Origin of the sequence: Frigoribacterium sp. CFBP 13605 (assembly GCF_014839405.1) — a bacterium.
Classification (GTDB): Bacteria; Actinomycetota; Actinomycetes; order Actinomycetales; family Microbacteriaceae; genus Frigoribacterium.
Genome location: NZ_JACYNS010000029.1, coordinates 1 through 20,560, shown reverse-complemented (window position 1 = coordinate 20,560; position 20,560 = coordinate 1). Strand labels below are relative to the sequence as shown.

At 71.9% G+C, this 20,560-nt stretch carries 18 protein-coding genes; 15 read left to right on the top strand and 3 right to left on the bottom strand.

Going from position 1 to position 20,560, the window contains the following annotated elements:
* The 11 genes from IFT36_RS08245 (at position 1) to leuA (ending at position 13,232) form a co-directional block, all read left to right on the top strand.
* Complete coding sequence (locus IFT36_RS08245; protein WP_123570183.1) at positions 1–744, top strand: 16S rRNA (uracil(1498)-N(3))-methyltransferase; 744 nt, start codon at positions 1–3, stop codon at positions 742–744.
* Positions 745–794: 50 nt separating this feature from the next.
* Positions 795–1,172, top strand: coding sequence for a histidine triad nucleotide-binding protein (locus IFT36_RS08240; protein WP_056047543.1), 378 nt, complete (start codon positions 795–797; stop codon positions 1,170–1,172).
* A gap of 82 nt (positions 1,173–1,254) precedes the next feature.
* The gene (locus IFT36_RS08235; protein ID WP_249408539.1) at positions 1,255–2,247 is read left to right on the top strand and encodes a PhoH family protein; all 993 of its coding nucleotides are present in this window, start codon (positions 1,255–1,257) and stop codon (positions 2,245–2,247) included.
* A complete protein-coding gene (gene ybeY / locus IFT36_RS08230; protein ID WP_056045671.1) occupies positions 2,244–2,705 on the top strand; it encodes an rRNA maturation RNase YbeY in 462 nt (153 codons plus the stop codon). Before IFT36_RS08235 ends, ybeY begins: the two co-directional genes overlap by 4 nt.
* Positions 2,706–2,712: 7 nt before the next feature.
* Complete coding sequence (locus IFT36_RS08225) at positions 2,713–4,011, top strand: hemolysin family protein (protein ID WP_052505052.1); 1,299 nt, start codon at positions 2,713–2,715, stop codon at positions 4,009–4,011.
* A 61-nt stretch (positions 4,012–4,072) separates the two neighbouring features.
* Entirely contained in the window at positions 4,073–5,011 is a 939-nt protein-coding gene (era, locus tag IFT36_RS08220; protein WP_056045670.1) for a GTPase Era, read from the top strand.
* Between the two features lie 136 nt (positions 5,012–5,147).
* Entirely contained in the window at positions 5,148–6,410 is a 1,263-nt protein-coding gene (locus tag IFT36_RS16740; protein WP_123570181.1) for a sensor histidine kinase, read from the top strand.
* On the top strand, positions 6,407–7,099 hold the full coding sequence (locus IFT36_RS08210; protein ID WP_369794374.1) for a response regulator: 693 nt from the start codon (positions 6,407–6,409) through the stop codon (positions 7,097–7,099). The genes IFT36_RS16740 and IFT36_RS08210 overlap by 4 nt, the downstream gene beginning before the upstream one ends.
* 194 nt (positions 7,100–7,293) lie before the next feature.
* On the top strand, positions 7,294–8,625 hold the full coding sequence (locus IFT36_RS08205) for an alpha/beta hydrolase (RefSeq protein ID WP_200412857.1): 1,332 nt from the start codon (positions 7,294–7,296) through the stop codon (positions 8,623–8,625).
* Positions 8,622–11,264 (top strand): bifunctional lysylphosphatidylglycerol flippase/synthetase MprF, encoded by a 2,643-nt coding sequence (locus IFT36_RS16735; protein ID WP_200412856.1) that lies wholly within the window; start codon positions 8,622–8,624, stop codon positions 11,262–11,264. Before IFT36_RS08205 ends, IFT36_RS16735 begins: the two co-directional genes overlap by 4 nt.
* A 207-nt stretch (positions 11,265–11,471) precedes the next feature.
* Positions 11,472–13,232 carry a 2-isopropylmalate synthase gene (gene leuA, locus IFT36_RS08195; protein WP_200412855.1) on the top strand — a complete coding sequence of 587 codons (1,761 nt, stop codon included), beginning with the start codon at positions 11,472–11,474 and terminating at the stop codon, positions 13,230–13,232.
* A gap of 572 nt (positions 13,233–13,804) precedes the next feature.
* On the opposite strand, the gene IFT36_RS08190 is transcribed toward leuA, so the two are convergent.
* Complete coding sequence (locus IFT36_RS08190) at positions 13,805–14,467, bottom strand: trimeric intracellular cation channel family protein (RefSeq protein WP_056045653.1); 663 nt, start codon at positions 14,465–14,467, stop codon at positions 13,805–13,807.
* Positions 14,468–14,501: 34 nt separating this feature from the next.
* Between IFT36_RS08190 and recO the strand changes: the two genes are divergently transcribed.
* Together recO and IFT36_RS08180 are read left to right on the top strand one after the other, a co-directional pair.
* Positions 14,502–15,245 (top strand): DNA repair protein RecO, encoded by a 744-nt coding sequence (gene recO, locus IFT36_RS08185; protein WP_123570177.1) that lies wholly within the window; start codon positions 14,502–14,504, stop codon positions 15,243–15,245.
* A complete protein-coding gene (locus tag IFT36_RS08180) occupies positions 15,242–16,039 on the top strand; it encodes an isoprenyl transferase (protein ID WP_307785064.1) in 798 nt (265 codons plus the stop codon). Before recO ends, IFT36_RS08180 begins: the two co-directional genes overlap by 4 nt.
* 11 nt (positions 16,040–16,050) lie before the next feature.
* Here the strand turns inward: IFT36_RS08180 and IFT36_RS08175 are convergent, their stop codons facing one another.
* Together IFT36_RS08175 and IFT36_RS08170 are read right to left on the bottom strand one after the other, a co-directional pair.
* A complete protein-coding gene (locus IFT36_RS08175; protein WP_148053616.1) occupies positions 16,051–16,722 on the bottom strand; it encodes a hypothetical protein in 672 nt (223 codons plus the stop codon).
* 32 nt (positions 16,723–16,754) lie between these two features.
* Positions 16,755–17,711 carry a LysR family transcriptional regulator gene (locus IFT36_RS08170; RefSeq protein ID WP_235452491.1) on the bottom strand — a complete coding sequence of 319 codons (957 nt, stop codon included), beginning with the start codon at positions 17,709–17,711 and terminating at the stop codon, positions 16,755–16,757.
* A gap of 81 nt (positions 17,712–17,792) precedes the next feature.
* Between IFT36_RS08170 and IFT36_RS08165 the strand changes: the two genes are divergently transcribed.
* Entirely contained in the window at positions 17,793–18,833 is a 1,041-nt protein-coding gene (locus IFT36_RS08165) for an aminotransferase class V-fold PLP-dependent enzyme (protein WP_056047530.1), read from the top strand.
* Between the two features lie 78 nt (positions 18,834–18,911).
* Positions 18,912–20,297 carry a glycine--tRNA ligase gene (locus IFT36_RS08160; RefSeq protein WP_056045637.1) on the top strand — a complete coding sequence of 462 codons (1,386 nt, stop codon included), beginning with the start codon at positions 18,912–18,914 and terminating at the stop codon, positions 20,295–20,297.
* Positions 20,298–20,560 lie beyond the last annotated feature (263 nt).

The window sequence follows — 20,560 nt, the reverse complement described above, 5'->3', positions numbered from 1 at the left end:
GTGGCGCACTTCTACCTGGTCGACGACCTGGCCGCCGCCGAGGTCGGCTCGAGCGTCGAGCTGACCGGTTCCGAGGCCCGACACGCGGTCACGGTCAGCCGGGTGCGGGTGGGCGAGCCGCTGACCCTCGGCAACGGACGGGGGCTGGTGGTCCAGGGCGAGGTGTCCGAGGCGGCCCCCGAGCGGCTGGTGCTGCTCGCGACCCGGGTCGTCCGGCACGAACCGCCGACGACGCGGCTGGTCCTCGCCCAGGCGCTGGCCAAGGGCGACCGCGACGAACTCGCCGTGCAGGCCGCGACCGAGCTCGGCGTCGACGAGATCGTCCCGTGGGCCGCGGCGCGCAGCATCTCCCGCTGGGAGGGCCCCAAGGTCGCCAAGGGCCTCACCCGCTGGTCGTCGATCGTGCGCGAGGCGACCAAGCAGTCGATCCGTCCCTGGTCGCCCGAGGTCTCGGGGCTCGCGACGACGCGGCAGCTGGCCGAGCGCGCCTCCCGCGATCTCGTCCTCGTGCTCGAGCCGTCGGCCGAGCAGGCGCTCACGGCGGTCGACCTGACCGCAGGAGGCGCGGTGCCCGGCCGCGTCGTCGTGGTCGTCGGTCCCGAGGGCGGGGTGTCGCCCGCCGAGCTGCACCAGCTCGCCGAGGCGGGTGCCCGCGCCGTGCGCCTCGGGGACGCCGTCCTGCGGACCTCCACGGCGGGTCCCGCCGCGCTGTCCGTGCTGAGCGCGCGACTCGGTCGCTGGTGACCTCGACGCCCCCGGGGGCCGTGTCGGCGGTCGTCGCTACGATGGGCAGCATGTCCGAGACCTCCGACGAGCCCACCGTCTTCAGCCGCATCGTCGCGCGCGAGATCCCCGCCGACATCGTCTTCGAGAGCGACGCGGTCATCGCCTTCCGCGACATCGCGCCCCGGGCACCCGTCCACCTGCTCGTGGTGCCCAAGACCCAGGCGTACCGCGACGTCGTCGAACTCGCCGCGGGCGACCCGGCGTTGCTCGCCGAACTGGTGGCGACCGCCTCCCGGCTCGCGGCCGACCCGGCAGCGTTCGGGGAACACTCCGGGTCCGAGTTCCGTTTGATCTTCAACACCGGCGCATCCGCCGGGCAGACCGTGTTCCACGTGCACGCCCATGTGCTCGGTGGACCCCTGGAGGAAGGCACCCTTGCCCACTAGCGACACGAACGCCACCGGCCCCTCGACACCGACGACGGGTGACGACGTCCGTCGCGTCGACGTGACCGTCGACGGCGTCGCCATGGTCCAGCTCCTGGGACCGCAAGACCGCCTGCTGCGTGCGGTCGAGAAGCAGTACCCCGACGTCCGCGTGCTCGTCCGCGGCAACGAGGTCACCCTCGAGGGGCCCTCGTCGGCCGTCGGCAGGGCCGAGGGCCTCGTCGACGAGCTCGTCTCGATGGTCCGCGGCGGTCACAACCTCGGCCCGGCCGAGGTCGCGACGTCGGCCCGTCTGCTCGACTCGGGGCAGGGCAGCCCGTCCGAGGTCTTCGGGCAGCCGATCGTCACCAGCCGCGGCAAGGGGGTCCGGGCGAAGACTCGGGGCCAGAAGGACTACGTCGACGCGATCGACCAGCACACCATCACCTTCGGCATCGGCCCGGCCGGCACCGGCAAGACCTACCTGGCGATGGCCAAGGCCGTCCAGGCGTTGCAGCGCCGCGAGGTCCAGCGCATCATCCTGACGCGCCCCGCGGTCGAGGCCGGCGAGCGGTTGGGCTTCCTGCCCGGCACGCTGACCGACAAGATCGATCCGTATCTCCGGCCGCTCTACGACGCCCTGAACGAGATGATGGACCCCGAGATCGTGCCCAAGCTGCTCGCGGCCGGCACCGTCGAGGTCGCCCCTCTCGCGTACATGCGCGGTCGCACCCTCAACGACGCGTTCGTCGTGCTCGACGAGGCGCAGAACACCACGCCCGAGCAGATGAAGATGTTCCTCACCCGTCTCGGATTCGGCTCGCGCATGGTCGTGACGGGCGACGTCACCCAGGTCGACCTGCCCACCGGTGCCAGCGGCCTCCAGCTCGTCACGACGGTGCTCGACGACATCGACGACATCCACTTCGCCCGTCTCACCAGCGATGACGTGGTGCGGCACACGCTCGTGGGCCGCATCGTCGACGCGTACACGACCTACGACGCCGAGCGTCAGGCCCAGCAGCACCGCCGTCTCGAGGCGGCGGACCAGCAGGCCGACGCTCGCGACCACCTGCCGAAGAAGGGAACCCGGTGAGCATCGAGGTCGCCAACGAATCCGCCGTCGAGGTCGACGAGGCCACGATCCAACGTCTGGCCACCTTCGCGCTCGACCAGATGCACGTGCACCCCGAGGCCGAACTCGCGATCGTGTTCGTCGACGAGGCGGCGATGGAGCAGCTCCACGTCCAGTGGATGGACGAACCCGGTCCGACCGACGTGCTGAGCTTCCCGATGGACGAACTGCGCCCCGGCACCGAAGACGAACCCACGCCGGCCGGCCTGCTCGGCGACATCGTCGTGTGTCCGCAGGTGGCCGTGGCCCAGGCCGCCACGGCGGGGCACAGCCCGCTCGACGAGATGCTGCTCCTCACCTGCCACGGCATCCTGCACCTCCTGGGGTTCGACCACGCCGAACCCGACGACGAGCGTGAGATGTTCGGTCTGCAGCGCGAGATCCTCGCGGCCTTCGCCGCGTCCGACACGAGTCGGTGACGCCGTGATGGTCACGGTCTTCGTCGTCGTGGCGGTCTTCCTGGTGGTCTTCGGCGGCCTCCTGGCCGCCGCCGACTCCGCACTAGGCGTCCTCAGCCGCCAGGACCTCCTCGACGAGGCGGACGACGATCCGCGTCACGCGACGGCGTTGACCGCCATCGCCGCCGACGTCGGGGCGCACGTAAACGCCGTCAACTTCGTGCGCATCCTCGCCGAGACGTCGGCGGCCGTCCTCGTGTCGCTGTCGTTCGCCTTCTCGGTCGAGCCGTGGTGGCTGGCCCTGCTGCTCTCGGCTCTCATCATGACGGTCGTGTCGTTCGTCCTCGTGGGCTCCAGCCCGCGCAGCGTCGGTCGGGCCCACGCCCGCGGCCTCGTGCGTCTGACCTCGGGTCTCGTGCGGTTCGTCCGGGTCGTGCTCGGGCCCCTGGCCGACGCCCTGGTGGCGGTCGGCAACCGGGTGACCCCCGGACGTCCGCGCAGCGCGTCGTTCTCCTCCGAAGAGCAGTTGCTCAGCATGGTCGACGAAGCCACCGAGCTCGACGTCCTCGAAGAGGACGACCGCGAGCTCATCCACTCGATCTTCGAGTTCAGCGACACGGTGGTCCGCGAGGTGATGGTGCCCCGCACCGACATGGTCACCCTCGACGCCACGGCGTCGGTCGGTTCGGCGATGAGCCTCTTCCTCGGTCGGGGCGTGTCCCGGGTCCCGGTCGTCGGTCGCGACTCCGACGACGTCGTCGGGATCGTCTACCTGCGCGACCTCGCCCGGCGGTTGCACGAGCACAGCGGCGACGACTCGGCCCCGGTGACGACGCTCGCCCGCCCGGCCGTCTTCGTGCCCGAGTCCAAGAAGGCCGACGACGCCCTCCGGCAGATGCAGCTCGACAAGAACCATCTCGCGATGGTCGTGGACGAGTACGGCGGCATCGCCGGCCTGGTCACGCTCGAGGACCTCATCGAAGAACTCGTCGGCGACATCAGCGACGAGTACGACCGCGAGGTCGCCCCGCAACGCGAGGTCTCCGCGGGGGTCTTCCGGGTGAGTGCCCGTCTCCCCGTCGACGAGCTCGGCGATCTCTTCGGCCTCGAACTCGACGACGACGACGTGGACTCGGTGGGAGGGCTGCTCACCAAGGTCCTGGGACGCCTGCCCGAGCAGGGCTCGGTCGTCCGCGTGTCGGGCCTCGTCCTCACGGCCGACCGCACCGAGGGGCGTCGGCACGACCTGCAGACCGTGCTCGTCGAGCGCGATCCCGACCTCGCGGACGCCCAGGCCGCGTTCGCCGACGCCGCTCGCGACGACTGAGCGTCCGGTCGTCGCGACCCTCCACCTCCCACCAGTTCCCGCACGTTCACGAAAGGCCCCCATGTCGACCACCGGAGACGACCTCACCCCCTCGGCCGCGCCTCCTCGGGGGTCGACCTACCGCGCGGGGTTCGTCTCGTTCGTCGGGCGGCCCAACGTCGGCAAGTCGACGCTGACCAACGCCCTCGTGGGGCAGAAGGTGGCCATCACCTCGTCGAAGCCGCAGACGACTCGACGAGCGATCCGCGGCATCGTGCACCAGGCGACCGGCCAGCTCGTCCTGGTCGACACCCCGGGCATGCACCGTCCGCGCACGCTGCTCGGCGAGAGGCTCAACGACATCGTCCAGACCACCCTCGGCGACGTCGACGTGATCGGGTTCTGCGTGCCGGCCGACGAGAAGCTCGGGCCGGGGGACCGGTTCATCAACGAGCAGCTCGACCAGTACCCGCGGGCCAAGAAGGTCGCGATCGTCACCAAGACCGACGCCACGTCGCGGCCGGCCGTCGCCGAGCAGTTGCTCGCGGTCAGCCGTCTGCGCGACTGGGAGGCCATCATCCCGCTGTCCGCGGTCAGCGACGTGCAGCTCGACGTCCTCACGGCCGAGCTGATCAAGCTCATGCCGCTGTCCCAGCCCCTCTACCCGTCCGATGCGGTCACCGAAGAAGGCCTGACCGACCGGGTGGCCGAGTACGTCCGCGAGGCCGCGCTCGAGGGCGTGCAGGACGAGCTGCCGCACTCGCTCGCGGTGACCATCGACGACATGGTCGAGCGTGACGACAAGGACCTCCTCGAGATCTACGCCAACCTCTTCGTCGAGCGGGACAGCCAGAAGGCCATCGTCATCGGCAAGGGCGGTCAGCGCCTGCGCGAGGTGGGCGAGCGTGCCCGCGCGCAGATCGAGCCGCTCGTCGGCAAGCAGGTGTTCCTCTCGATCCGGGTGAAGGTCGCCAAGGACTGGCAGCGCGACCCGAAGCAGCTCGGTCGACTGGGGTTCTGACGCCCCCTCCCGGTCGTCCGGCCCCGTCCCGGGCAGGAGGGTCGTCCTCGTCCCTGCGGATGATCGTGGTGGTCCCGAGGTCGTTCGCGCACGGCGGCCGCCCCGGACCGGCCGCCGTAGGTCGTACGGTGGTCGGGTGATCTTCCGACGCCTCGCGCCCTACCAGGTCGCCGTCGACCTGTCGGCGGCGTTCCTGCTCGGCGTGGTCGGCCTGGTGTTGTCCGACGGCGTCGTGACGACTCCGTTCGTCGTGCTGGGCATGACGGTCACGTTCGCCCTGCGCCGCCTGTCGCCGGGGCTCGCCCTGACCCTCGCCTGGCTGGTCGCCGCGTCCCAGATGATCACGGGCAGCACGCCCGGTGTCACGAACCTCGCGATCTGCGCGGTGCTGTACTCCACGGCGGCGTACGGGACGAACCGGGTGAAGTGGTCGGGCCTGGTCTCCGTGGGCGTGGGTGCCCTCCTGGGCACCTTCTACCTCTCGTTCGTGCAGCAGAGCCTGTTCGGCGTCGACTACGACATCTATGCGGTGACCGACGTCGTCCGCATCCTCCTGCAGCTGGGGATCAGCCTCCTCGGATTCCTCGCCCTGCTCGGTCTGCCCTGGGCCGGGGGACTGCTGGCCCGGGCGCGATGGTCCGAGCGGCTCAGCCGTGAGGCGCGGCTCATCGCCGAGCGCGAGACCGCCCGGGCCGAGAACGACGCCGCGCGGGCCGAACGCGAGGCCGCCCGGGCCGAGCGGGACATCGCCGTCGAGCAGGAACGCAACCGGATCGCCCGGGACATGCACGACGTGGTCGCCCACTCGCTGGCCGTCGTCATCGCCCAGGCCGACGGGGCCCGGTACGCCGCCCGGGTCGACCCGACCTCGGTCGACGGGGCGCTCACGACGATCGCCACGACGGCTCGGGAGGCCCTCGGCGACGTCCGGGTGCTGCTGGGTCAACTGCGGCACAGCCAGGGCGAGGCGCCCCAGCCCGCCCTCGGCGACCTCGACCGTCTGCTCGACCAGATGCGCGGGTCGGGTCTCACGGTCGACCTGCTCGTGACCGGCGAACCACAGGTCCTCGGGACCAACCGGCAGCTCGCCGTGTTCCGCATCGTGCAGGAGAGCCTGACCAACGTCCTGCGGCACGGTGCCGTCGACCAGCCCGTCGGCCTCCACTTCGACTGGCGCTACGAGGCGTTGCACCTCGTGATCTCCAACGTCGTGCGGCCGCCGACGCGTCCGCTCGACACGTCCGGCGACGAGCGACGGGGCGGCCACGGGCTCGACGGCATGCGGGAGCGCGCCACCCTGGCGGGCGGCTCGCTCACCACCCAGAACGCCGACGGACGCTTCGTCGTCCACGCCATCGTGCCGACCCTGGCACTGACCCAAGAGGTACGCATCCGATGATCGACATGCCCGGCCGTTCGACGGCACCCATCCGCGTCGCCCTGGTCGACGACCAGGCCCTGTTCCGTGCGGGCATCAAGATGCTCGTCGGCTCGCAGCCCGACCTCGAGTTCGTCGGCGAGGCCAGCAACGGCGAGGAGGGCGTGGCGATGGTCGGGCGCACCGCTCCCGACGTCGTCCTCATGGACATCCGCATGCCGGTGATGGACGGCATCGCGGCCACCACCGCCGTCCTGGCGCAGGCCGAGACGGCCTCCCGCCGCCCGCCGCGCATCATCGTGCTGACGACCTTCGACCTCGACGAGGCCGCCACCCGCGCCATCCGGGGAGGCGCGAGCGGCTTCGTCCTGAAGGACGCCGACCCCGAGTTCCTGCTCGCCGCGATCCGCACCGTGCACGCGGGCAACGCCGTGATCGCGGCGTCGGCCACGCGTGAACTCTTCGAGCACTTCGACGGCCGGGCCTCACGCGCCCGGGCCGTGCCCGCGTCGTTCGGCACCCTGACCACCCGGGAACGTGACATCTTCGACCTCGCGGCGCGGGGCCTCAGCAACGCCGAGATCGCGTCGCGGGAGTTCCTCAGCGAGGCGACGGTCAAGACCCACATCAGTCGGGTCCTGTCGAAGTTGTCCCTGCGCGACCGGGTGCAACTGGTGGTCTACGCGTACGAACACGGGCTCGCCGAGTAGTTCGGCTGGAGCGGGCTGCCACGGCCGACGCCGACGGGGCGCCCCGGTGCGACGTGTCGGTGCCGTGTGGTGGCTGATCACACCTGATGAGGCTGCTGAGACCGGGCGGCACGGCTCGTGTCGAGAGACTCCGAGGCGGCAGAGTGTCACCTGGGTGGCCATCACCCCGATCCTCCGCCGAAAGAAGCTCTCGCATGGACTGGTTGCTGTCGGTTCCGCTCTTGTCCACGACGATGCTGCTGACGGTGGACGTCGTCGCCGCCCTCGTCGCCGTCGGGCTCCTCGTCCGCCCGCGGACCCGACGCACGTGGTGGCGGTGGATCGCCCTCGCGGTCCTGCTCGGGGCCGGCCTCGGCGCCCTCGCGACCTGGTGGCTCGGCGACGTACGCGACGTGCTGGGCCTGTCACCCACCTGGGTGGATCGCCTCTGGGTCGCCGCCGTGGTCGCCGGCGTCGCTGTCGTCGTCGTCAACCTGTTCCGCACCCGGTGGTGGCGGAAGATCGTGGCCGTCCTGGCCGTCCTGGTCTTCGCCCTGGCCGGGGGCCTCGCCCTGAACCGGGACGGCAGCGTCTACCAGAACCTGTCCCAGGCGCTCGGTCGGGACGAGGTGCCCGCCCTCCCGGCGACCGCCGCCGCGCCTCCGTCCGCGGCGCCCGGCTCGACGGAGTTCGACCCGACCCTCTGGTCGACCTGGAAGGCCCCCGCCGACCTCCCGGCCGTGGGACGGTACGGCAGCGTGGCCATCCCCGGCGCCGTCTCGCACTTCCCCGCCCGTGACGCCGTCGTCTACCTGCCCCCGGCGGCCCTCGTGGCCGACGCCCCCGCCCTTCCCGTGATGATCATGCTCTCGGGACAACCGGCCGAACCGAGTTCGGTGATCACGGCCGGCCACCTCGTCGAGACCCTGGACGCCTTCGCGGCGAAGAACCACGGGCTCGCGCCGATCGTCGTCGTGCCCGACCAGCTGAGCGCCGACGCCCACAACCCGATGTGCGTCGACGGCGCCCTGGGCAACAGCGCCACCTACATCACCACCGATGTGGTCGACTACATGACGAGTCACTTCCACGTCGCCACCGGGCCACGGGCATGGGCGATCGGTGGGTTCTCGCAGGGGGGCACCTGCTCGATCCAGTTCGCGTCGGCGCGGCCCGACCTGTTCTCGACCTTCATCGACGTGTCGGGTGAGCTCGGCCCCTCGATCGGCGACGAGAAGACCACGATCGACCAGGGCTTCGCCGGGAACCGAGCGGCCTACGAGGCGGCCCAACCGCAGGCGATCATGGCCGCGCACGGGCCCTACGAGGACACCGCGGCGTTCTTCGCCGTCGGTGCCACGGACGGTCGGTACGGCCAGATCATGACCGCGAACTCGGCGGCCGCGGCGAAGGCCGGCATGACGGTGACGCGCTACGTGTCCCCGGGCAGCGGGCACGACTGGACGACCGCGACGAACGGCTTCGCCCACGGCATCGGACAGTTCTACCCGCGCCTCGGCCTGAGCGCGACGGTGCAGACACCGTGAGCGGCGAGCTGGCCGGAGCCGACGCCGGTGCCGGCGCCGGCGCACCGACGGTGCCGACGGCCTCCACGACGGCACCCCCCGGGCCGGCACCCCACGAGCCCGACCCCCACGAGCCGGGGCGTGCGCGCCGGTTCGTGGACGGCGTCGCGACCCGCGTGGTGGCGTTCGTCGGCGGCCGTCCCGTCAGTCTCGCCCTCGCGCTGCTGCTCGTCGTGCTCGCGCTCGCCTCGGGCAGCGTGACGCATGCGCCGAGCGAGCGGCTGCGCGACCTCGTCGGAGCAGGGCTCGACCCCTTCGAGGACCGCACCTCATGGCTGCTCGTCGTCGGCTCGGTGTTCTTCGCCGGCAGTCCCGCGCAGCTCGTCCTGGCCGTGGTCGGCGTGCTCGTCCTCGTGGGCACCGCCGAGCATCGCATGGGCTGGTCCCGCACGGTGGCCGCCTACCTGGTGACGGCCGTCGTCGCGACCGGGGTCGGCGTGGCGGTGCAGGCCCTGGGGCAGGCGGTCGGCGAGACCTGGGCCCTCGAGGTGGCGGCCGAGTCCACCCTCCACCCGCTCACCCCCGCCCTCGGCACGATCATGACCGCCAGCGCGTTCTCCGGACCCCTCTGGCGACGGCGCATCCGGCTGGTCGGATTCTCGTGCGTGTTCGCCTTCGTGCTCTACGACGGGCACCCGTCCGGTCTCTACGCGCTGATCGGCGCCCTCGTCGGGCTCGCGTTCGGGGTGGTGCTGACCGGTCGCCCTGCCGAACGCGGCTGGTCGCGCAGTTCGCACCACGAGGTACGCCGCCTCGCGTCGACCATCGTCGCGGTGACCGCGCTGGGTCCCGTCCTGACCCTCCTCACCCGCAGCCCGATCGGGGCCCTCTCGCCCCTCGGCATGCTGTTCCGCGACGTCCTCCCCGGGCGGTCGCTCTCGGCCGCGTGCGCGGCCGCGGGACAGGGTGCACCGGATCGGCACGCGCCTCCGATCGGAGCCTGCGCGCGCGCCGCGGCCCTCGCCGGCATCGACACCGTCCCCACGGTCCTGCTGAGCCTGCTGCCGCTGGCCGTGCTGCTGCTCTGCGCCTGGTACCTGCGGCGGGGACGTCGCCTCGCCCTCGACGTGGCCGTCACGGTCAACGGGCTCCTCGCCCTCTTCGCCGGTCTGTACTACGTGGTGCTGCCCGTCACGACCGACCCGGTGGTCGACCAGCCCCGACACGTGGTCGAGAGGGTGGTGCTCGCCGTCCTGGCGGTCGCCGTGCCGGCCACGGTGGCCCTCGGGCTGTTCCTCCTGCGCCGTCATTTCGGCGTCGGTGCCGAGGGGACGCGACGACCGCGGTTCGCGCTCGTCGTCGTGCTGTCGGGTCTGGTGCTGGCGGTGACGTTCGCCGTCGTCGGGTGGCTGGGGCGCGCCTCCTTCGTCCCGACGATCGAACCGTGGACGTTGCTGCTGGACGTGCCCGAACGCTTCGTGCCGGTCGGGTTCGTCGGGCTCACCCGCATCGGACCGGTGCCGGACGGCGGGCTCGTCCGGGCCGCCTTCGAGTGGGTGGGGCCGGTCTGGTGGCTCGTCGTCCTGGTCGGGCTCGGGGTGGGCGCGACCCGGCCGGGGGACGTCCGTCCCGACGCGGCGCGCACCCAGGTGCGCGACATCGTCCACCGCGGGACCCCCGGCACGCTGTCGCACATGGCCCTCTGGGAGGGCAACCGGTACTGGTTCACGGAGGACGGCCTCGCCGCGGTGGCCTATCGCGTCGTCGCGGGCATCGCGATCACCACGGGCGAGCCGCTCTGCGCGGCCGACCGGCTCCGCGAGGTGACCCGCGAGTTCGCCCGGTGGTGCGACGACCAGGGCCTCACCCCGGTCTTCTACAGCGTGCGCGGCGAGCTCTCGCCCCTCTACGACGAGATGGGGTGGGCGACGCTGCCCGTCGGCGAGGAGACGGTGCTGCACCCGGCCACCTTCGCGATGACGGGCAAGAAGTGGCAGGACGTCCGGTCGAGCATCAACCGTGCGACGAAGAACGGCGTCCGGGCCGAATGGACCCGGTACGCCGACCTCCGTCCCGCCGTCGCCCGCCAGATCGGCGAGATCAGCGAGCAGTGGGTCGCCGAGAAGGACCTGCCCGAGATGGGCTTCACCCTCGGTGGCGTCGACGAGTTGCGCGACCCCGACGTGGCGCTGATGCTCGCCCTCGACGAGGACGACTCGGTCCAGGCCGTGACGAGCTGGCTGCCCTCGTGGCGCGACGGGGTCGTCGTCGGCTGGACGCTCGACTTCATGCGGCGTCGGCCGGACAGCATGAACGGCGTCATGGAGTTCGTCATCGCCTCGTCGGCCCTGGCGATGAAGGAGCAGGGCGTCGAGTTCCTGAGCCTGTCGGCGGCGCCGCTGGCGAGCGGTGCGCCGTCCGACGGGCCGTCGACGCAGACGGAGCGCGTGCTCGCCTTCCTCGGGCGCGTGCTGGAGCCGGCCTACGGGTTCCGGACCCTCCTGGCGTTCAAGAAGAAGTTCCAGCCCGACTTCGTCCCGCTCGTCATGGCGTTCCCCGATCCGGTGCAGCTCCCGGCCATCGGCACGGCGCTCGGTCGCGCCTACCTGCCCGACCTCTCGGTCGGGGCCGTCGTGCGGCTCGTCCGCACGGTGGTCTGATCGGGCGGGGGAGCCGAGGAGGCGCGGTGCCGGTCCGCGACGACCCGCGCCTCCTCGGTCGGTGCTAGCCTCGTCACGTGTTCACCGGCCTGCTCCTCCTTAGCTGCCGCGGCGAGTCCTGACCCAGGCCCCCCTCGTCGCGGAGTTCGTCGTCGGCCGACACCCCCGCGAAGAGCAGCCCCTCGAGGGCGAGAGAGACCACAGGACATGAAGAACGCACAGCAGCCGTCGGCCATGCCGATCCACAAGTACCGGCCCTTCCACGAGCAGATCGCCGTCGACCTGCCCGATCGCACCTGGCCGTCGAAGCGCATCACCGAGGCGCCCCGCTGGTGCGCCGTCGACCTGCGCGACGGCAACCAGGCGCTGATCGACCCGATGAGCCCGGAGCGCAAGCGCATCATGTTCGACCTGCTGGTCGGCATGGGCTACAAAGAGATCGAGGTCGGCTTCCCGAGCGCCTCGCAGACCGACTTCGACTTCGTCCGCAGCCTCATCGACGAGGGGGCCATCCCCGACGACGTGACGATCCAGGTGCTGACCCAGGCGCGCGAGCACCTGATCGCCCGCACCTACGAGTCGATCGCCGGCGCCAAGCAGGCCATCGTCCACCTGTACAACTCGACGAGCGTGCTGCAACGGGACGTCGTGTTCCGCACCGACCGGCAGGGCATCGTCGACATCGCCCTCGAGGGCGTCCGCCTGTGCCTCGAGGCCGAGAAGACCATCCCCGAGACGGCCGTGTTCTACGAGTACTCGCCCGAGAGCTACACCGGCACCGAGCTCGACTTCGCGCTCGACATCTGCAACCAGGTGATCGAGGCCTTCGACGCGACGCCCTCACGACCGGTGATCGTCAACCTGCCGGCGACGGTCGAGATGGCGACCCCCAACGTCTACGCCGACTCGATCGAGTGGATGCACCGTCACCTGGCCCGCCGCGACAGCGTCATCCTGTCGCTGCACCCGCACAACGACCGGGGCACCGGCATCGCGGCCGCCGAGCTGGGCTACCTGGCCGGCGCCGACCGCATCGAGGGCTGCCTCTTCGGCAACGGCGAGCGCACGGGCAACGTCGACCTCGTCGCGCTGGGCATCAACCTGTTCACCCAGGGCATCGACCCGCAGATCGACTTCAGCGACCTCGACATGGTCAAGCGCACCGCCGAGCACTGCAACCAGCTGCCCGTGCACGAGCGCAGCCCCTGGGCCGGCGACCTCGTCTACACGGCGTTCTCCGGTTCGCACCAGGACGCCATCAAGAAGGGCTTCGAGGCCATGGCCGCGACCGCGGCGTCGCGCGGGGTCGACGTCGACGCGCTCGAGTGGGCGGTACCGTACCTGCCGGTCGACCCCAAAGACCTGGGACGCAGCTACGAGGCGGTCATCCGCGTCAACTCGCAGTCGGGCAAGGGCGGCGTGGCCTACCTGCTGAAGGCCGACCATGCCATCGACCTGCCGCGCAAGCTGCAGATCGAGTTCAGCGGCGTCGTGCAGTCGCGTACCGACCAGGAGGGGGGCGAGATGACGAGCGCCCACATCTGGTCGATCTTCCAGGACGAGTACCTCCCCGCCGACGAGGCCGACGACAAGTGGGGTCGCTTCGAGTTGACCCGGACGAGCACCGCGAGCGACATGTCGGGCGAAACCGTCCTCGACGTCGACCTGCGGGTCGGCGAGACGGTCGAGTCGACGTCGGCCCGGGGCACGGGGCCCATCGCGGCGTTCATCGCCGTCCTCGCCGAGCAGGGCGTCCAGGTCAAGCTGTACGACTACGTCGAGCACACCCTCAGCGCCTCGGGCGACGCCCAGGCCGCGGCCTACGTCGAGCTCGATGTCGACGGCACCCGGCTCTGGGGAGTCGGCATCGACGCCGACATCTCGACGGCGTCGCTCAAGGCCATCGTCTCGGCGGTGAACCGCGCCATCCGCACGACGACCGACGTGCGCGAGCTCGCGTCGGTCTGAGCGGCCGCCCCGACCCGACCCGCCCGACCCGACCCACGCGACCCGACCCGCCCGACCCGCCCCCGGTGCCCTCGCGGCACCGGGGGCGTCGTCGTGCCGGCAGTGTCGCGCCTGCGGGTGTCGGCAACTCCTGCCTCGTGTAGGGCGCAGGCGCCGATGTGCGGCGTGTCGGGGTGCGCTGGCGCAGGGGGGGGGAGGAGTTCCCGACGGGTGCGGGCAACTCCTGCCCGGTGTCGTGCGGGGGTGCGGGTGTGCGGCGTGTCGGGGTGTGCTGGCGCAGGGGGCAGGAGTTGCCGACGGGTGCGGGCAACTCCTGCCTGGTGTCGTGCGGGGGTGCGGGTGTGCGGCGTGTCGGGGTGTGCTGGCGCAGGGGGCAGGAGTTGCCGACGGGGTGCGGCCCGGGCCCGACGAAGGACGACGGGCCCGACGAGGGGCGACGGGCCCGACGAGGGGCGACGTGCCCGGCGACCGGCCCGATGCCGAGCCCGGCGACGGGCCCAGCGTCGAGACCCGGTGACGGGCCCGGCATCGAGACCCGGCGACGGGCCCGGGCGCCGAGACGGCAGCCGGACTCAGCGCGGACGACGCCAGCGGGGCAGCCGGCTGAGGGCACGCTGCTCGGGCAGGGTCCAGCCGAACCGCACCGCCAGCATGCGGATGACCAGGGTGATCGACGTGCCCGCGATCGCGGAGACGGCCACGGGTGCGCCGAGCGTCACGGCAACGACCAGCACGACGGTGCCGCCGGCCGCCGCCACGGCGTAGAGCGATCCCACGTGCATCATCGCGATGGTGAGGTTCATCAGCAGGTCGCGGAGCACCGAGCCGCCGACGGCCGCGATGACCCCGACGAACACGGCCGGGATCTCGGGCAGTCCGAGCGAGAGGGCCTTGGTCGACCCGATCGCGCCGAGCAGGCCGATGGTCAGCGCGTCGAGCACGGTGATGACCCCGGCCAGCCGGGTGAACACGCGCTGGAGCGCCATGCCGACGATCGCCGCGGCGACGGCGACGAGAAGGTACCAGTTGCTCGACATGGCGCGCGGCACCTCGCCGAGCAACACGTCGCGCAGCACGCCGCCGCCGAGCCCGGTGGCGATCCCGATGATGGCGATGCCGAGCAGGTCGAGACGGCGGTCCTTGTACTCCGACGCGAACATCGCCCCCTGCAGGCTGCCGATGCCGACGGCGAGGAGGTCCACCCACAGGGGTACGGCGAAGGCTGTGGCGTGCACCTGACGTTTGTACCACGCGTGCGATGCTTGGTCGGTGCCCGTCTACCGTGATGAATGCGTCGTGCTGCGCACCCACAAGCTGGGTGAGGCCGACCGCATCCTCACGATGCTCAGCCGCAACCACGGCAAGATCCGGGCCGTGGCCAAGGGCGTCCGACGGACGGCGTCGAAGTTCGGGGCGCGCCTCGAGCCGATGATGGTCGCCGACCTGCAGCTCTACGAGGGCCGCTCGCTCGACATCGTGCAGCAGGCCGAGTCGCTCGGCTCGTACGGTGCCGTGATCGCGGCCGACTACGAGAGCTACACGGCCGGCAGCGTGATGGTCGAGACGGCCGACAAGCTGACCGAGGCCGAGGCGGGTCTGCAGCAGTACCTCCTGCTCGTCGGGGCCCTCCGCTCGCTCGCGCGGCACGAACACGCCCCCCAGCTCACGCTCGACTCGTACCTCTTGCGTGCGCTCAGCATCGCAGGCTGGTCGCCGAGCTTCGGCGACTGCGCCGTGACCGGTGCCCCCGGGCCGCACTCGGCCTTCGTCGTCCAGCTCGGTGGCGTGGTGGCCGACTCGCACGCGCCTCCCGGCGCTCCGCGCTTGACGCAGGAGGCGCTGGCCTTGTTGGGCGCGCTGCTCACGGGGGACTGGGACCACGCCGAGGACGCACCCGACGCGACCCGCAACCAGGCGAGCGGCGTCGTCGCCGCCTACACGCAGTGGCACCTCGAACGGGGACTGCGATCGCTGCAGCACGTCGACCGGGTGCCCGGAAGAGAGAGACCGTGAAGAAGACCCACCGCGACGCCGCCGACTTCCGCCCCCTCGACTGGACGGGCGTCCACCCGCCCGAGATGCCGCGGGGCGGAGTGCCCGAGCACGTCGCGATCGTGATGGACGGCAACGGCCGCTGGGCGAACGGGCGCGGGCTCACCCGCGTCGAGGGCCACAAGGCCGGCGAGATGTCGCTGCTCGACGTGGTCGCCGGGGCGATCCAGATCGGCGTGAAGCACCTCAGCGTGTACGCGTTCTCGACCGAGAACTGGAAGCGCTCGCCCGACGAGGTGCGCTTCCTGATGGGCTTCAACCGTGACGTGCTGCACCGACGTCGCGACCAGCTGAACGCCTGGGGCGTGCGGGTCCGCTGGGCCGGGCGGAAGCCGCGGCTGTGGGGGTCGGTGATCAGGGAACTGCAGTTCGCCGAAGAGCTGACCCAGGGCAACGACGTCCTGACGTTGACGATGTGCGTCAACTACGGCGGGCGGACCGAGATCGCCGACGCGGTGCGCTCGATCGCCGACGACGTCGCCGCCGGTCGGCTCAAGCCCTCGGCCGTCGGCGAGAAGCTGATCCAGAAGCGGCTGTACGCTCCCGAACTGCCCGACGTCGACCTCTTCGTGCGCAGCTCGGGCGAGCAGCGCACGAGCAACTTCATGCTCTGGCAGTCCGCCTACGCCGAGATGGTGTTCCTCGACCGGCTGTGGCCGGACTTCACCCGGACCGACCTCTGGCAGGCCGTCGAGACCTATGCCTCGCGCACCCGTCGTTTCGGGGGAGCGGTGGACGCCCCCGGTCCGGCCTGACCGGACGCCCGTCAGAACTGGATGTTCGCGCCCAGGAAGATCCGCTCGGCCGGCCACAGGAACTGCAGGGTCAGCGGTCCGTCGCTCGCCCGGTGGAACCAGGCGTTGGCGAAGACGGTCGACTCGCCCGGCAGCAGGTACCAGTTCGCGCTGTCGGCGGGGAACTTCGACTCGAGCGAGGTCTCGTAGCCCAGCTGGGTCAACAGATCCTGCCCGGCGAAGACGTCCTGCGTGGCGAGGTCGTTGCCGTACGACGAGTAGTCGGCGCTCAGGTCGGTCAGGTCGAGCCGACGCTGCGAGTTGTTCGTCAGCACGTAGGCCGTGACCTCGACGTCGGTGCCCGCGGGGTAGGGGTCGGTGCCGTCGGGGCGGGCGTAGATCGAGGGCGCCGAGGTCGTCAGCTCGCCGACGCCGTAGACGTAGATGGTGAGGTCCTTGTAGTTGACCTGGCCGAGCAGCGTGCCTCCGGGGGCGAGGGCGTCGGGCTGCGACCCCGTGCCGCCGCCGGTGCCGGGAGCCCCGGTGACCTGGGGCTGCGGCGCGCCGGTGGCTCCCGGGCCGGGGGTCGACGCCGATCCGCCCGCACCGGCCGGCGTGAGGTCGTCGAGGCTCGGGAAGCAGCCGGTCAGCCCGACGAGGGCCAGCACCGAGACGGCGATGCCGACGGTCAGTCTTGTGCGCACGACCTGCACCTCTCCTGGTTCGTCGGGCCAGCCTAACCCGGAGGCACGGACGGCTCGCCCCGTGGCGCCGGCACGAGGCCCAGCGCGTCGCCGTCCACCTGCTCGAAGGCGTCGAGGACCGCCCGCACGCTCGGCACGCGGTCACCCCCACGCCCGTGGACCACGTGCACGACGCGGGCGAGGCCGTCGTCGAGCTCCACCACCCGCACCCCGCGAGGCACGGCGGCGGACACGAGCGAGAGCCCCGGCAGCAGGGCGACGCCGAGGCCCGCCGCGACGAGGCCGAGCACGGCCAGGGCGTTGTCGGTCTCGAGCACGATCTCGGGCTCGAACCCGGACGCGGCGCAGGTCGCGAGCAGTTGGCTCCGGCAGCGGGGGCATCCGCCGATCCACCTCTCGTGCGCGAGGCCGCCGAAGTCGTCGCCTCGCGTGAACGGGTGGGCAGACGGCACGGCGAGCACCGTGCGGTCGACGAAGGAGGCGCGGTGCAGCAGACCGTCGAGGTCGCGTTCGCCCCCGGGGTCGCCCCCGTGACGGAAGGTGACCGCGACGTCCGCCGAGCCGTCGCGCAGTCGTGCCAGCGCCTCCGGGGGTTCCGCCTCGACGTAGTCGACCGTGAGGCCCGGGTGTCGGTCCCGCAGGCGCGAGAGCACGTCGGGGACGATCGTCGACGACGCGCTGGGGAACCCGGCCAGGGTGACGTGGCCCGTGGCGACGCCGCCCAGGTCGTCGAGGTCCTGCCGCGCGGCGTCGAGGGCCGCCTGCACGTGGACGGCGTGCGCGGCGAGCCTGTGCCCGGCCTCGGTGAGGGCGACGCCGCGCCCGGCGCGGAGCACGAGCGGTTGCCCGACCTGGCGTTCGGCTCGACGCAGCTGCTGGCTGACGGCGGGTTGGCTGTAGCCGAGCAGGGCGGCCGCCGCCGTGATGGTGCCGGTGTCGGCCACGGCGCGGACGACGCGCAAGGACGCGAGGTCGAGATCGTCGGGCACGGTCGAATCATAAGCCGTGGTGATGATCGGCCTCAGACACTGGTGGTTGTCCTCCGGTCTCGACGGGGGGAACCTGAGGACATGACCGAGCCCCGACCCGACCTCTTCGCCCCGGCACCGGGTTACCTCGCCGCCTGCACCATGGGCCTGCCGCTGCGGTCCACGGTCGAGGCGTCGCGCGCCGACCTCGACCGGTGGTCGTCCGGTCGGGCCGGCCCGGTCGCCTACGGCGCCGTCGTCGAGGAGGCGCGTGCGGCCTTCGCCCGACTGGCCCGGGTCGGCGTCGACCGCGTGGCCATCGCGTCGCAGACGTCGGCGATGGTCGCCGTCATCGCGGCCTCGGTCCCGGACGGCGCCGAGGTGCTGGTGCCCACGGGCGACTTCAGCTCGATCGTCTACCCCTTCGTGGTGCAGGAGGCGCGGGGCGTCCGGGTGCGGAGCGTCCCGCTGGCCGAGCTGGCCGGCTCCGTCGGGCCCGGCACGCACCTCGTGGCCTGGTCGGCCGTCCAGTCCGCCACCGGCGAGGTCGCCGACGACGCCGCCATCGTCGCCGCGGCGGCCCGACACGGGGCGTTGACGCTGTGCGACCTCACGCAGGCGGCGGGCGTGCGGCCCGTCGACGCCTCGCGGTACGACGCCAGCGTCACGCACGCCTACAAGTGGTTGTGCTGCCCGCGAGGGGTGGCGTTCCTCACCGTGGGGGAGCGGCTGCAGGAGGCCATGGTCCCGGCCCAGGCCGGCTGGTACGCGGGCGATGACGTGTGGGCCTCGTGCTACGGCCCCGACATGAGCCTCGCCACGGACGCGCGGGCCTTCGACGTGTCGCCCGCCTGGCAGGCCTGGGCCGGGGCGCTGCCCGCGCTCACGACGTTCGCCGCGCTCGACCCCGACGAGACCTGGGCGCACGCCGCCGGGACGGGCGACGCGCTCTGCTCGCGGCTCGGGATCGAGGCGCAGGGCCGCGCGATCGTGACCTGGGCCGATCCCGACGGACGCGACCAGCGCCTCCTCGGCGACGCCGGTCTCGTGGTCTCGGGGCGCGCCGGTCGCGTCCGCGTGGCCTTCCACCTCTGGAACGACGAGGGCGACGTCGAGGCCGTCGCCGTCGCGCTCGGCCGGTGACGCACCGCCGGTAGAGTTGCCGGGTACCTCGACCGACCGGGCACCCAGCTCGGGCCTCAACTCATCGGAGCATCACACGTGGCAGCACCCAACCGTCTCGATTCCGTCATCGCCCTGGCCAAGCGCCGCGGCTTCGTCTTCCAGTCGGGAGAGATCTACGGCGGTTCGCGCTCGGCTTGGGACTACGGGCCCCTCGGCGTCGCCCTGAAGGAGAACATCAAGCGTCAGTGGTGGCAGACCATGGTGCAGGGCCGCGACGACGTCGTCGGCCTCGACTCGGCGGTCATCCTGCCGCGCCAGGTGTGGGAGGCCTCCGGGCACGTCGAGGTCTTCAGCGACCCGCTGGTCGAGTCGCTGCACACCCACAAGCGCTACCGCGCCGACCACCTGCTCGAGGCGTACGAGGCCAAGCACGGCCACCCGCCCGAGAACGGCCTGGCCGACGTCCGCGACCCCGACACGGGCCAGCCCGGCTCGTGGACCGAACCGCAGAACTTCTCCGGTCTGCTCAAGACCTTCCTCGGCCCGGTCGACAACGAGCAGGGCATGGCGTACCTGCGACCCGAGACCGCGCAGGGCATCTTCACCAACTTCGACAACATCCTGCAGTCGTCGCGCATCAAGCCGCCGTTCGGCATCGGCCAGATCGGCAAGAGCTTCCGCAACGAGATCACGCCCGGCAACTTCATCTTCCGCACGCGCGAGTTCGAGCAGATGGAGATGGAGTTCTTCGTCGAGCCCGGCAGCGACGAAGAGTGGCACCAGTACTGGATCGACCAGCGGTTCCAGTGGTACGTCGACCTCGGCATCGACCCCGAGAACCTGCGCCTCTACGAGCACGCGGCCGAGAAGCTCTCGCACTACTCCAAGCGCACCGTCGACATCGAGTACCGCTTCCGGTTCGCCGGCGGCGAGTTCGGCGAGCTCGAGGGCATCGCGAACCGCACCGACTACGACCTCAAGACCCATGCCGCCGCCTCGGGCAAAGACCTGACCTACTTCGACCAGGCCAAGAACGAGCGCTGGACCCCCTACGTCATCGAGCCCGCGGCAGGTCTCACCCGCTCGCTCATGGCGTTCCTCGTCGACGCCTACACCGAGGACGAGGCGCCGAACGCCAAGGGCGGCGTCGACAAGCGCACCGTGCTGAAGCTCGACCGTCGCCTGGCACCGATCAAGGTGGCCGTGCTGCCGCTCAGCCGCAACGAGCAGCTGTCGCCGATGGCCCGCGGGCTCGCCGCCGACCTCCGCAAGTACTGGAACATCGACTTCGACGACGCGGGCGCCATCGGCCGACGCTACCGCCGCCAGGACGAGATCGGCACGCCGTTCTGCGTCACGGTCGACTTCGACTCGCTCGAGGACGACGCCGTGACCGTGCGCGAGCGCGACACCATGGCCCAGCAGCGCATCCCCCTGGCCGGGCTGCGCGCCTACCTGGCCGAGCAGCTGCTCGGCGCGTAGCCGCCGGGGCGCCTCGCGCCCGCCCCTCCGAGACGGGCCCCCGTCGTGCACGCGTTGCACGACGGGGGCCCGTCTGTCGTCGGCAACTCCTGCCTCCCGCCGCGACCCGCGCCGCCCACGCGGCGTGTCGCGGATCCACGAGGCACGGGGCAGGAGTTGCCGACCGCCCAGCGCCTCCGCACCCCCTCGCGCTCAGCCGATCGCCGTGCGGCTCCGCACCCCCTCGCGCCGCCCCGCCGCTCCGCGCACCCTCGTGCCGCCCC